We start from the raw sequence: 12,826 nt of genomic DNA, 5'->3' as shown, positions 1-12,826 counted from the left end.
CGTGTGCAAAGGCCACCGGGTACTCCCCTCCGCGAATGTCCCCCGGGGCTGCGCCCCTCCTCCTTTATTTCGCTGCGGGGAGCACCCGATGCCCTGTGCACCGGGGCACGCTGCTGGTGTACCGCTGATCAACCACTGCTCTGTGCAACGAGCACGCCGATGGGGTGCCTTGCGCAGCGAAATAAAGGAGGAGCCGAAGGCGGGGGACATTCGCGGAGCAAGGTACCCCGTCGGCGGGATCGCGCCCTGAACAGCAGCGCACCGGTGCTTCACGCCAGCCACCTCTTGCGCCGCTTGTAGCTCTTCACGTCGCGAAAACTCTTCCGGTCCGCACCGCCGACGCCAAGATAGAACTCTTTCACGTCCTCGTTCTCGCGCAGGCTCTTGGCCTCGCCGTCCATCACGATGCGGCCGTTCTCCAGGATGTAGCCGTAGTCGGCGTAGCGCAGCGCCATGTTGGTGTTCTGCTCGGCCAGCAGAAAGGTCACGCGCTCCTTGGTGTTCAGGTCTTTCACGATCTCGAACACCTCCTCCACGATCTGCGGCGCCAGGCCCATCGACGGCTCGTCGAGCAGCACCATCGTCGGGTTGGCCATCAGCGCGCGGCCGATGGCGCACATCTGCTGCTCGCCGCCCGAGGTGTAGGCCGCCTGCGATGTGCGCCGCGTCTTCAGGCGCGGGAAGTACGCATACACCTTCTCCAGCGTCTGCTGCACCGCCGCCTTGCCGTCGGTGCGCGTATAGGCGCCGGTCATCAGGTTTTCCTCGATCGTCAGGTGCGCGAAGCAATGGCGGCCTTCCATCACCTGGATCAGCCCGCGCTTCACCAGCTCGGAGGGCGAGAGCGCCTCGATGCGCTCGCCGCGCAATTCGATGGTGCCCTTGGTCACCGCGCCGCGTTCGCCCGCGAGCAGGTTGCTCACCGCGCGCAGCGTGGTTGTCTTGCCCGCGCCATTGCCGCCGAGCAGCGCCACGATGCCGCCCTCGGGTACCGTGAGCGAAACGCCCTTCAGCACGAGGATCACGTGGTTGTAGATGACCTCGATGCCGTTGACGTCGAGAAGGATTTTGGATTCGCTCATGGTGTGTTCCGAAGCATTCGAAAGAACAACGGCAGCAAAGAGGCTGTTCTTTCGAATGGCGGCTCTTGCGAGCCGCCACCTTCGTCAGGTCATCAGGAGCTGCAGTCCGCCGCGTCGCGGCGCGTGAGCTTCTTCTCGCCCGCATACTTCTCGGCCGCAACCTTCACCATCGGCTTGATGATCTGCTCGTCGGCCTGGTACCAATCGGACATTCCGCCCCACTTGGCGCCGTCCCACGTGTGCACGCGCGCCCAGGTCGAGCCCATGTGGTCCTGGCACGATGTGCTCAGCGGACGCAGCACGCCCGAGAAGCCCAGCGAGTCGAGCTTCTTCTGGTCGAGCGCCAGGTTCTCCATGCCCCAGCGCACTTGCTCGCCGGTCATGACCTTGCCTTTGCCGAAGCGCTCCTGCGCGCGCTTCACGGCTTCGACGCCGAGCATCTGGATGATCACGCCGCGCGTGTAGAGCACCGAGCCCACTTCTTCCTTCGGCCCCGTGCCCTGGCCCTTGTCGTGCACCTGCTTGAGGATTTCCTGGATCACCTTGGGCTCGGTGCCCGAGGTGTTGAGCGCCAGCGCGTTGTAGCCCTTGGCATTGGCGCCCACGTCCTTCACGTCAGGCTCGGCGCCGGCCCACCACACGCCGTACATCTTCTCGCGCGGATAACCCGTGGCCACCGCTTCCTTCAGTGCGGTGGAGTTCATCACGCCCCAGCCCCACAGCAGCACGTAGTCGGGACGCGACTGGCGCACCTGCAGCCAGGCGGACTTCTGTTCCACGCCAGGCGCGGTGACCGGAATGAGCGACAGCTCGAAGCCGTTCTGCTTGGCGCGCTCCTGCAGCAGCGGAATCGGTTCCTTGCCGAAAGGCGAGTCGTGATAGACAAGGGCGATCTTCTTGCCCTTGAGCTTGTCCATGCCGCCTTCCTTCTTGCCGATGTGCTGCACCAGGATGTCGGCCGCGGTCCAGTAGCTGCCCATCAGCGGGAAGTTCCACTTGAACACGCTGCCGTCCTGCGACGCCGAGAGGCCGTAGCCCAGCGTGATGAGCGGGATCTTGTCGGTGGGAACCTTGTCGGTCAGCGCAAAGGTGATGCCGGTTGCCTGCGGGTCGAACAGCGTCACGCCGGGCCGGCCCTTCAGCCGCTCGTAGCACTCCACGCCCTTGTCGGTCGCGTAGCCGGTCTCGCATTCTTCGTAGGCGATCTTCACGCCGTTGATGCCGCCTGTGGCGTTGACGTACTTGATGTAGTCCTGCTTGCCGTTGGCCCATGGCGTGCCGTTGGGCGCGTACGGCCCGGTGCGGTACACCAGCAGCGGGAAGAACTGTTCCTTGGCCTGGGCTTGCGCGAGCGATGGCGCGAGCAGCGTGCCGACAGTGCCGGCCACCAGGGCGGCGGTCAGAGCGAGCGATTTCAGTTTCATGCCTGTCTCCTTATGTGGGCACCTCTGTGCCGGTTTCTACGAACGAATCAACAATCAGTGTGGGAAGGGCCAGAGCCGCAATTTCTCCTTGCCCGTGGACCACAGCCTTGCAAGGCCGTGCGGCTCCACGATCAGGAAGAACACGATCAGCGCGCCGAAGATCATGGTCTCCAGGTGCGAGGCCAGCGCGGTCGAGATAGAGAAGCCCAGCCACCCGGGCAGCTGGTTCAAAAAGAGCGGCAGCAGCACGATGAACGCGGCCCCGAAGAAGCTGCCCATGATCGAGCCGAGTCCGCCGATGATCACCATGAACAGCAACTGGAACGAGCGGTCGATGCTGAAGGCTGCCGGTTCCCATGCGCCCAGGTGAATGAAGCCCCACAGCGCACCGGCCACGCCGACGATGAAGCTGCTCACCGCAAAGGCCGTGAGCTTGGCGTACACCGGGCGAATGCCGATCACCGCGGCGGCCACGTCCATGTCGCGCATGGCCATCCACTCGCGGCCGATGGCGCTGCGCACCAGGTTCTTGGCGAGCAGCGCGAACACCACCACGAAGACCAGGCAGAACAGATACTTCTGCACCGGCGACTCGATCGGCACGCCGAACACGTTGAGCCCCGCCACGCTCACCGAACCCGACGACGAGTTGTTGGTGAACCACTGGATGCGAAGAAACGCCCAGTCGGTGAAGAACTGCGCCGCCAGCGTGGCCACCGCGAGATACAGCCCCTTGATGCGCAAGCTGGGAATACCGAACAGCACGCCGATCATCGTGGCGCACAGTCCGCCGAGCAGCAGCGATGCAATCAGCGGCATGCCGTCGATGCGCACCTGGAAGTTGTAGGCCGCATACGCGCCCACCGCCATGAAGGCACCGGTGCCCAACGAGATCTGCCCGCAGTAGCCGACCAGGATGTTGAGGCCCAGCGCGGCAAGCGAAAGAATCAGGAAGGGCGTGAGGATGGCGCGCATCCAGTAGTCGGACACGCCCAGCGGCACCACGATGAAAGCCACGAGCAGCAGCACCAGGATGGCAATGCGGTCCTGCGCGATCGGGAAGATCTGCTGGTCGGCCCTGTAGCTCGACTTGAATTGGCCGTTTTCTCTATAGAACATCTCAAACCCGATCGATGATCTTCTCGCCGAACAGGCCTTGCGGGCGAACCAGCAGGAAGACCAGGGCAAGAACGTAGGCAAACCAGATCTCGATGCCGCCACCGAGCATGGGGCCGAGATAAATTTCAGAAAGCTTCTCGCCCACGCCGATCAGCAGGCCGCCGATGATGGCGCCCGGAATCGAGGTGAGCCCGCCCAAAATCACCACCGGCAGCGCCTTCAGTGCCACCAGCGAAAGCGAGAACTGCACGCCCAGCTTCGATCCCCAGATGATCCCGGCCACCAGTGCCGAGAAGCCGGCCACCGACCACACGATCACCCAGATGCGCTTGAGCGGAATGCCGATGGACTGCGCGGCCTGGTGGTCGTCGGCCACCGCGCGCAGTGCACGGCCCGTGGCGGTCTTCTGGAAGAAGATGGCCAGCACCACCACAAGGCCCGCCGCCACCAGCGCGGCAATCAGGTCTTCCTGGCTCAGCAGCAGCCCGCCCTGGAAGGTGCCCTGCAGCACCATCAGCGGTTCCTTGGGCATGCCCACGTCGATCTTGTAGATGTCGTTGCCGAAGATCGTCTGGCCCACGCCATCCAGAAAGTAGGCAATGCCCAGCGTGGCCATCAGGAGCGTGATGCCTTCCTGGTTTACCAGCTTGCTGAGCGCGAGCCGCTCGATGAGCCAGGCCACGATCACCATTACGCCCATGGCCGCGACAAAGGCCAGGATGTTCGCGAGGATCTGGCTTTCGAAGCCGAACCACTGCGGAAACCACTCGGCAAAGCGCGCCATGGCCAGCGCCGCGAACAGCACCATGGCGCCCTGCGCAAAGTTGAAGACACCCGAGGCCTTGTAGATCAGCACGAAGCCGATGGCGATCAGCGAATAGAGCATGCCGACCATGAGGCCGCCGAAGAGGGTTTCGAGGAAAAAGCCCATGGTCAATGTCTCTCTTGTTCTTCTCCCTCCCCTTCCGGGGGAGGGTTGGGGTGGGGGCAGGCGGCGCTCGATGAAGCGCGGCCGTGTAGCGAGGGCTGTCGGGCCCCCATCCCAGCCTTCCCCCAGAGGGGGAAGGAGCAATGCATCAGCGTCGGGTGTGGCATGGCGTCAGTGCTCCACACCCAGATACGCCCGGATGACGTCTTCGTTGTTGCGCACCTCATGGGGCGTGCCGTCGCCGATCTTCTTGCCGTAGTCGAGCACCACCACGCGGTCGGAGATGTCCATCACCACGCCCATGTCGTGCTCGATGAGGACGATGGTGGCGCCGAACTCGTCGTTCACGTCGAGGATGAAGCGGCTCATGTCCTGCTTTTCTTCGACGTTCATGCCGGCCATCGGCTCGTCGAGCAGCAGCACCTGCGGCTCCATGGCAAGCGCGCGGCCCAGGTCGACGCGCTTTTGCAAGCCGTAGGGCAGGCGGCCCACAGGCGTCTTGCGGTGCGCCTGAATCTCGAGAAAGTCGATGATGTGCTCGACGAACTCGCGGTGCTTCAGCTCTTCGCGCTCGGCCGGACCCCAGCGCAGCGCCTGCGCGAACAGGCCGCTCTTCATCTTGAGGTTGCGCCCCGTCATGATGTTGTCGAGCACGCTCATGCCCTTGAAGAGCGCCAGGTTCTGGAAGGTGCGCGCCACGCCCATCTCGGCCACCTGGCGCGAGTTCATGTGCTTGAAGGTCTGGCCGCGGAAGGTGATGGAGCCCTGCTGCGGCCAGTACACGCCGTTGATGCAGTTCAGCATCGAGCTCTTGCCCGCACCGTTGGGGCCGATGATGGCCCGCACCTCATGCTCGCGCACGTTGAAACTGATGTCGGTGAGCGCCTTCACGCCGCCGAAGCTCAACGAGATGTTCTGCACGTCGAGAATGACGTCGCCGATTTTTCTGTTGCTGCTCATGCCGCCGCCTTCACGATGGGGAAGGTCTTGGCCTCGACGATCTTCAGCGTGGCGCTGACGACGCCGGTGCGTCCGTCCTCGAACTTGACCTGGGTCTCGATGAACTGCTCGGTCTTGCGGCCGTAGAGCGCATCGACAAGCACCGCGTATTTCTCGGCGATGAAGCCGCGGCGCACCTTGCGTGTGCGGGTGAGCTCGTCGTCGTCGGGGTCGAGCTCCTTGTGCAGCACCAGGAAGCGCGCGATCTGCGTCTCGCCCATGCCGGCTTCGCTCGCAAGGTCTGCATTCACCTTGGCGATGCATTCGCCCACCAGGGTCAGCACCTCGGGCTTGCCGGCCAGGTCGACGTAGCCGCCGTAAGCCAGGCCGCGCCGCTCGGCCCAGTTGCCCACGGCCTCGAAGTCGATGTTGATGGCCGCGCAGACCTCATTGCGTCCGTTGCCGAAGCACACGGCTTCCTTGATCTGCGGAAAGAACTTGAGCTTGTTCTCGATGTAGTTGGGCGCAAAGATCGCGCCGCTCACGAGCCGGCCCACGTCCTTCGCGCGGTCGATGATGCGCAGGTGGCCTTCGCTGTCGAGCACGCCGGCGTCACCGGTGTGGAAGTAGCCGTTCGCGTCGAGCACTTCGGCGGTGGCGTCGGGGCGCTTGTAGTATTCCTTCAGCACCGACACGCCGCGCACCAGCACTTCGCCATCGTCGGCAATCTTCAGTTCGATGCCCGGTGCGGCGGTGCCCACCGTCTGCAGCTTGACCTTGCCGTCCTGCTGCAGGCACACATACGCGCAGGTTTCGGTCTGGCCGTAGAACTGCTTCAGGTTGACGCCGATGGAGCGGTAGAACCGAAACAGGTCGGGCCCGATGGCCGCGCCGGCGGTGTAAGCCACGCGAATGCGGCTCATGCCCAGCACGTTGCGCAGCGGTCCGTACACCAGCAGGTTGCCCAGGCTGTACATCAGCCGGTCGCCCGTGCCGACCGGCGCGCCGTTGAGGATGTCCGCGCCCACGCGCTGCGCAAGCGCCATGAACTTTGCATACAGCCAGCGCTTGGGCGCCGCCGCGTCTTCCATGCGGATCGACACGGCCGTGAGCAGCCCTTCGAAGGTGCGCGGCGGGCCGAAGTAATAGCTCGGCCCGATCTCGCGCATGTCGTTCATCACCGTCTCGCTCGACTCGGGGCAGTTGAGCGTGAAGCCGCCCACCAGCCATTGCGCCACCGAGAACAGGTGATCGCCCACCCATGCCATCGGCAGGTAGCTCATGATGTTGTCGCCGGGGCCGAGCTTGTCGGTCTCCACGCCGCCGCGGCCCGCCGCGATGAAGCTCGCGTGCGTCTGGCACACGCCCTTGGGCCGGCCGGTGGTGCCGGAGGTGTAGAGGATCACGCCGACATCGCTTGGCTCGCCGCTGGCCACCGCGCGGTCGTAGTAGCCGGGGTTCGCCGCGTCGAAGGTGCGGCCCAGTTCGCGCAGCTGGTCGTAGCTCATGAGCCCGGGCTGGTCGTAGTGGCGCAGGCCCTTGGGGTCGTCGTAGATGATGTGGCGGATGCCGTGCTGCTCGTTCTTTTGCAGTTCGCGGCATTCGAGCAGCTTGTCCACCTGCTCCTGGTCTTCGACGATCACGAAGTCGATGGCCGCGTCCTGCAGCATGAAGACCATTTCGCTGGCCACCGCATCCTGGTAGAGCGGCACCGGCACGCCGCGCAGGCTTTGTGCCGCGAGCACCGCCATGTACAGGTGCGGGCGGTTGGCGCCCACGATGGACAGGTTGTCGAAGGGCTTGAAGCCCAGGCTCGCGAGGCCGCAGGCCATCTCGCGCACCTCTTGGGCCACGGCGCTCCAGCTCCAGGTCTGCCAGATGCCGAGGTCCTTTTCGCGGACGGCGGGCGCATCGGGCTGGGCCTGGGCGTGGGCGAGCAGCAGGCGGGGAAAGGTGGGGTCGGTGGTTTGCACAGTGGGCGGATCGTAGGCCTCACTTTGACGTTGGGTTGTCGTTCCAACGACAATCCTAGGGACACTACTCCCCGGAGTTTCCCGATGCTTCACGGCCATTCAAACCACAGCCTGCACGGCGCTTCGATCAAGGACCGCGCGCGTTCTCCCAATGCCGAAGAGCTCGACGGCATTCCGTGGTTGCCCGCGCTCACGCCCACCGAGCGGCGCCGCGCCGAGGCCGCGCTGGTGGTGGGCGAGGCCGAGGTCGGCGACCTGGTGTGCCGCGTCGGCCGCTCGCCCACTTACTGGTTCGGTGTGGTCGAGGGCCTGCTCAAGATGAGCAACGACAACGCCGACGGCGGCTCCGTCACCTATGCCGGCATACCGCCGGGCGGCTGGTTCGGCGAAGGCACGGTCATGAAGCGCGAGCCCTACCGCTACAACATCCAGGCGCTGCGGCGCAGCGTGGTGGCGGGCCTGCCGATCGACAGCTTTCATTGGCTGCTGGACCATTCCATCGGCTTCAACCGCTTTGTGATGAACCAACTCAACGAGCGGCTCGGCCAGTTCATTGCGGCGCTGGAGATCGACCGCCTCAACAACCCCGACGCACGCGTGGCGCGCAACCTGGTGTCGCTGTTCAACCCGGTGCTGTACCCCGGGGTGGGCGAAGTCTTGCGCATCACGCAGCAGGAGCTGGCCTACCTGGTCGGCCTTTCGCGCCAGCGCGTGAACGAGGCGCTCAACGGCCTTTCGGCGCAGGGGTTGATCCGGGTGGAGTACGGTGGGCTGCGCGTGCTCGACCTGCCGGGCCTGCGCGCAACCGCGATATCGAACAAGAAGAACACCTCACCGGAAACGGAAACCTCATGACCCTCGAAGACCAGCTCCAGATCGTTTCCGCCAATGCCGAGGCGGCCCTTGTTCCGCCGCCCGAGACGCGCAAACCAGACACCGGCGAGACCGGCCCCACGCTCGAAGAAGCGATGGCGCGCAACGAGGCACTCACCGAGAAGCTCGATGCGCTCGACGCGGTGCTCGCCAAGCCGCTTGCCGAAATTCTTGCCGAGCGCGAGAAGGCCGACGAGGCCGCTCTTGCATGGGACCGCTTCGGCGCCATGTGGATGCTTTCGCAGCGCGCCATGCGGCGCGTGGCGCTCGACCTTGCAGCGCAACTCGGCGTGAGCGAGGAAGAAGTGGTGGCGCGCGCCATGACCCACGCCAACGCGGTGCTCAACGGTGCGGACGAGGTTGACCTGGGCGGCACCATCGCGCCCGCGCAGCTGCAGCACATCGCGCGGCATCGCAACTTCCTGCGCAAGCAGTTCCGCACCGGTTGAGCCGCCGGGCCTTGTTTGCATACCGCTTAACCTTCTGCCTTCGTTCAAGAAAGTTCTTTTGATGACTACCTCCCAACTCACCCTGATCACCGGCGCGTCGCGCGGCCTGGGCCGTGCCATGGCCGCGCAACTGCTGCAGGCGGGCCACATGGTGCTCGGCATCTCGCGCAGGCAAGACCCGCAGCTGGCCGAGCTGGCCGCCAAGGCCGGCGCCGAGCTCATCCAGTGGGAGCAGGACCTGTCGGAGCCTGTCGCCGCAGCGGCGCGCCTCTCCACCTGGCTCAAGACACTCGACGGCCAGCGCTTCGACGGTGTGACCCTGATCAACAACGCGGGCACCGTCGGCAACCCGGCGCCGCTCGCGAGCGCGGTGCCGGCCGAACTCGCGCAGGCCCTGCGCATCGGCCTCGAAGCGCCGATGCTGCTGACCGCCGCCTTCCTGGGCGCCACCCGCGAATGGCGCGGCGCGCGCAAGGTGCTGAACATCTCGTCGGGCCTGGGCCGCAACGCCATGGGCAGCCAGGCGCCTTACTGCGCCGCCAAGGCGGGCATGGACCACTACTCGCGCGCAGTGGCGCTCGAAGAGGCGCACATGTCGAACGGCGCGCGCATCGTGTCTCTGGCGCCGGGCGTGATCGACACCGACATGCAGGTGCAATTGCGCGGCGCATCGGCCGAGAGGTTTCCGGACCGCGGGCGCTTCGAGAAGCTGAAGAACGAAGGCATGCTCGACAGCCCCGAGACCGCCGCGGCCAAGGTGCTCAAGTACCTTGCGCGCGCGGATTTCGGCAGCAACCCCGTGGCCGACGTGCGCGACCCGGCCTGAACGCCGCGCACAGAGAACCGAGAACGCACATGGCCACCGCAAAGTCGATCGACACCAACGACTACAAGCTCTTTCCTTCGCCGAGGAACGTGCACCGCATCGTCTTCGAGCATCAGGTCTTCGTGCCGTATCCGTACGCGCTGATCGTGATGGACGAGTTCTACTTCAAGGGCCGCTACAGCCTGTTCTCCGCCTGCCGCCTCAGCGACGGAAAGATGGGGCAGGTCGCAACGTTCGAGCTGCCGTCGGACGTGGAGATCTTCAACAAGAAGTTCACGCCCGACTGACCTGTCTTTTCTCCCTCCCCTTCCGGGGGAGGGCAGGGGTGGGGGCACGACGGCTTTCATTGCCGCGCAGCCTCCAATGCGGGAGCCGCCCCCATCCCAGCCTTCCCCCAGAGGGGGAAGGAGCAGGGCAACGTCACTGCAGCAAGAACCTGTCGCGCTGCGCCCGCGCGCACCCGCCCATCACCGCCAGCGACCGCTCCACCGTGGGCGTGCCCAGCACAAAGGGGTTTGCGGCCGGTGCAGGCTGCTGTCGCAGCGCGGCCAGCTTGGCTTGCGAGCCGTCGATGTTGGAGTGGTTCGACAGCAGCACGTCGATGCGCTGGGTCTGCACGATCGCGCCCATGCGCTCCGTCGCGCCGATGTAGCTGTCGAGCCGCGGCACGTCCTTGCCGAAATTGAAGCCCGTGCCGCCCCAGAGCATGGCGCGGTGCTTCTGGCCGTTCGAAGCGACGTCGAACACCGGAGAGATCGTGCCCATGGTGTGGCCGGGCGTGAGGTACAGCGTCACGCTGGTGTCGCCCAGCGTGATGCGGTCGCCGTCCTTCGCGGAAATGCCGCCCGCGCTGCGCTTGGGCGGCGCGCCCCAGATCGGCGTCGCAAACTCGAGCCGGGTTTCGGTCATGGTCCAGTCGGCCTCGCTCATCACCACGCGTGCGCGGTACTTCTCGGCAAGGTAGGGCGCGCCGCCGTAGTGGTCGCCATGGCCGTGCGTGACGATCACGTACTTGATCTGCGCCGGGTCGAGGCCGAGCTTGCGCATGCCGCCTTCGATGAGCGCCGCGGCCTCGGCCTGGGTGTTGAGCGCATCGATGAGGATGATGCCGTCCGAGGTCTTGATGGCCCAGGCGCTCACCCAGTCGGCACCCACGAAATACAGGTTGTCGAAAGCCTGGCCTGGCGGTGGGGCAGGCCTCGCGATGAATGCGGCCAAGCCCTTGTCCAGCTCGGCCTGCGGCGGCCGGGTGGCGGGAGCGGGTTTGCAGAGGGTCAGCAGTGCCGTCAGGTCGGTGCCGGCGGCGCGCGTGGCGGTGGCGACATGCGAGGCAACGCTGGCCTGCGACGGGGCCATCTGCTGCTGAGGCGTCTGCGCGCAGCCCTGCAGCAGGGCGACCGCCACCGCGGCCAGCGCGGTGGTGTTCAGCAGAAAGGCGTTGTTGGAATTCTTGCGCAGTGCCATCGCTGTCTCCGTACCGCCGGTGCGGCCTGTTGTGGAGACGCCATTCTGCGATGCCCGCCGCTTATTCGATAGTCGCGCCGGAGGCTTGCACGATGCCCTTCCACTTGTCGTAGTCGGTCTTCAGCAGTGTCTCGAATTGTTCGGGCGTCATGGCCTGCGGCTCGGCGCCCTGCGCAATGATGGCGGCCTTCATTTCAGGCGTGGCCAGCAGCTTGTTCACTTCAGTATTCAGCGTGGCAATCACGTCCTTCGGTGTCTTGGCCGGCACGAAGAGGCCGTACCAGGTGGACACGTCGAAGCCCTTGTAGCCGAGCTCGGCCACGGTGGGCGTGTCGGGCAGCGAGGTGCTGCGCTTGGCCGAGGTCACGGCCAGCGGGCGCAGCTTGCCCGCCTTGATCTGCGCCAGCGCCGAAGGCACCGACGACACCATCAGGTCGACGTTGCCCGCCAGCACGTCCATCATGGCCGCGTTGGAACCCTTGTAGGGCACGTGGCGCATCTTGATCTGGGCGGCGCCGTTGAAGATTTCGCCGGCCAGGTGAATGGTGGTGCCGTTGCCGGGCGAGCCGTAGGTGACGGTGTCTGGCGCGGCGCGCGCGGCGGTGACCACGTCGTTCAGCGTCTTGAACTTCGAGCTGGCCTGCGTGACGATCACCACCGGCGTGTAGGCCACGTGGGCCACGGCGGTGAGGTCTTTCACCGGGTTGTAGCTCAGGTTCTTGTAGAGCCAAGGCGCAACGACCATGTTGTCCTTCTGGCCCATCACGATGTCGTAGCCGCCGGGCGTGGCGCGCGCGGTCTCGGCAATGCCGATCGTGCCGCCGGCGCCGCCGCGGTTGTCGGGCACCACGGTCCAGTGGTTGGTCTCGGTGAGCTTCTGGGCCACGAGGCGCGCCAGGATGTCGGTGCCGCCGCCGGGCGGGAAGGGCACGATCATGCGAATGGGCTTGGCGGGATAGGCCTGGGCCTGCGCGGCAGGGGCGGCGAACGTGAGCGACACGGCGGCCAGGGGGAGGGCCAGCGCAAGAGCCAGCGGGCGGGTGAGTTTGCGGATCATGGGTTTGTCTCTGTATCGGGGGGCGAATCGGGTGCGGATCGGAGTCAGATTTTCAGGCCTCGCCGGGCACTGCACCAAGGGTGCAGTGTGCCGGAAGCCCGGCAGCGAGGTTTTCTTCGTTCGAGATGGGCCCCGTATCGGGTAGCGGCGGCTTGACATGTCCGTTGCGGGGCAGAAGATGGGTGCCCATCCACACAGGAGACAGCCATGCTCGGAAACATCAATGCGGTGCCCAACCTCGCGGTGAAGGACCTTGCCGTGGCCCGCCGCTTCTACGAAGACACGCTCGGTCTGACGCCGGCCGACACGGATTGCGAGGACATGATTGCCTATCGCAGCGGTAACACCCGTATCAATGTCTACTGCTCTTCGTTCGCCGGCACCAACCAGGCCACGGCCGTGACCTGGGCGGTCGGCGGCGACATCGAAGGGCTCGTGGCGGCGCTCAAGGCCAAGGGCGTGCGCTTCGAGCACTACGACATGCCGAACACGACGCTAGCGGGCGACATCCACGTCATGGACAAGATGAAAGTCGCCTGGTTCAAGGACCCGGACGGCAACATCCTCAACCTCGTCAACGAGTGAGGATGCCGCCGGCGGGAACTTCGGCTGGCATCAGCCGAAGTTCTTGGCCGCGAAGTCCCAGTTCACCAGCTTGGCCAGGAAGGTCTCGACGAACTTCGGGCGCAGGT

At 65.4% G+C, this 12,826-nt stretch carries 13 protein-coding genes and 1 pseudogene; 5 read left to right on the top strand and 9 right to left on the bottom strand.

The window, feature by feature from the left end; translation table 11 throughout:
• Positions 1 to 269: 269 nt before the first annotated feature.
• The 6 genes from V9L20_RS26695 to V9L20_RS26670 all read right to left on the bottom strand — a co-directional run bounded on the left by V9L20_RS26695 (position 270) and on the right by V9L20_RS26670 (position 7,465).
• A complete protein-coding gene (locus V9L20_RS26695) occupies positions 270 to 1,082 on the bottom strand; it encodes an ABC transporter ATP-binding protein (protein WP_126748491.1) in 813 nt (270 codons plus the stop codon).
• A 92-nt stretch (positions 1,083 to 1,174) separates the two neighbouring features.
• Positions 1,175 to 2,506: an ABC transporter substrate-binding protein gene (locus V9L20_RS26690; protein WP_258502810.1), complete on the bottom strand. Its 1,332-nt coding sequence runs from the start codon at positions 2,504 to 2,506 to the stop codon at positions 1,175 to 1,177.
• Between the two features lie 54 nt (positions 2,507 to 2,560).
• Positions 2,561 to 3,625: a branched-chain amino acid ABC transporter permease gene (locus tag V9L20_RS26685; RefSeq protein WP_337298838.1), complete on the bottom strand. Its 1,065-nt coding sequence runs from the start codon at positions 3,623 to 3,625 to the stop codon at positions 2,561 to 2,563.
• Between the two features lies 1 nt (position 3,626).
• Positions 3,627 to 4,556: a branched-chain amino acid ABC transporter permease gene (locus V9L20_RS26680; RefSeq protein WP_258502809.1), complete on the bottom strand. Its 930-nt coding sequence runs from the start codon at positions 4,554 to 4,556 to the stop codon at positions 3,627 to 3,629.
• A 168-nt stretch (positions 4,557 to 4,724) separates the two neighbouring features.
• Positions 4,725 to 5,513, bottom strand: coding sequence for an ABC transporter ATP-binding protein (locus tag V9L20_RS26675; protein WP_258502808.1), 789 nt, complete (start codon positions 5,511 to 5,513; stop codon positions 4,725 to 4,727).
• Complete coding sequence (locus V9L20_RS26670; RefSeq protein WP_337298837.1) at positions 5,510 to 7,465, bottom strand: AMP-dependent synthetase/ligase; 1,956 nt, start codon at positions 7,463 to 7,465, stop codon at positions 5,510 to 5,512. The genes V9L20_RS26675 and V9L20_RS26670 overlap by 4 nt, the downstream gene beginning before the upstream one ends.
• An 84-nt stretch (positions 7,466 to 7,549) precedes the next feature.
• Here V9L20_RS26670 and V9L20_RS26665 point away from each other — a divergent pair, with 84 nt between their 5' ends.
• From V9L20_RS26665 to V9L20_RS26650, 4 genes are all read left to right on the top strand, one after another.
• The gene (locus V9L20_RS26665) at positions 7,550 to 8,320 is read left to right on the top strand and encodes a Crp/Fnr family transcriptional regulator (protein WP_258502806.1); all 771 of its coding nucleotides are present in this window, start codon (positions 7,550 to 7,552) and stop codon (positions 8,318 to 8,320) included.
• A complete protein-coding gene (locus tag V9L20_RS26660; protein ID WP_258502805.1) occupies positions 8,317 to 8,787 on the top strand; it encodes a hypothetical protein in 471 nt (156 codons plus the stop codon). The genes V9L20_RS26665 and V9L20_RS26660 overlap by 4 nt, the downstream gene beginning before the upstream one ends.
• Positions 8,788 to 8,848: 61 nt before the next feature.
• Positions 8,849 to 9,613, top strand: coding sequence for an SDR family NAD(P)-dependent oxidoreductase (locus V9L20_RS26655; RefSeq protein WP_337298836.1), 765 nt, complete (start codon positions 8,849 to 8,851; stop codon positions 9,611 to 9,613).
• Positions 9,614 to 9,642: 29 nt separating this feature from the next.
• Complete coding sequence (locus tag V9L20_RS26650) at positions 9,643 to 9,900, top strand: hypothetical protein (protein ID WP_258502803.1); 258 nt, start codon at positions 9,643 to 9,645, stop codon at positions 9,898 to 9,900.
• Between the two features lie 133 nt (positions 9,901 to 10,033).
• On the opposite strand, the gene V9L20_RS26645 is transcribed toward V9L20_RS26650, so the two are convergent.
• On the bottom strand, positions 10,034 to 11,077 hold the full coding sequence (locus V9L20_RS26645; RefSeq protein ID WP_337298835.1) for an MBL fold metallo-hydrolase: 1,044 nt from the start codon (positions 11,075 to 11,077) through the stop codon (positions 10,034 to 10,036).
• A 61-nt stretch (positions 11,078 to 11,138) separates the two neighbouring features.
• Positions 11,139 to 12,134 carry a Bug family tripartite tricarboxylate transporter substrate binding protein gene (locus V9L20_RS26640; protein ID WP_337298834.1) on the bottom strand — a complete coding sequence of 332 codons (996 nt, stop codon included), beginning with the start codon at positions 12,132 to 12,134 and terminating at the stop codon, positions 11,139 to 11,141.
• 207 nt (positions 12,135 to 12,341) lie between these two features.
• On the opposite strand from V9L20_RS26640, the gene V9L20_RS26635 reads away from it, so the two are divergent.
• On the top strand, positions 12,342 to 12,719 hold the full coding sequence (locus tag V9L20_RS26635) for a VOC family protein (protein ID WP_258502799.1): 378 nt from the start codon (positions 12,342 to 12,344) through the stop codon (positions 12,717 to 12,719).
• A 30-nt stretch (positions 12,720 to 12,749) separates the two neighbouring features.
• Here V9L20_RS26635 and V9L20_RS26630 read toward each other — a convergent pair.
• Positions 12,750 to 12,826: pseudogene (locus V9L20_RS26630) on the bottom strand (superoxide dismutase [Fe]); the annotation flags it as partial.

Source organism: Variovorax sp. CCNWLW225 (assembly GCF_037204045.1).
Classification (GTDB): Bacteria; Pseudomonadota; Gammaproteobacteria; order Burkholderiales; family Burkholderiaceae_C; genus Variovorax.
This window is presented reverse-complemented; position numbering and strand designations above follow the sequence as displayed.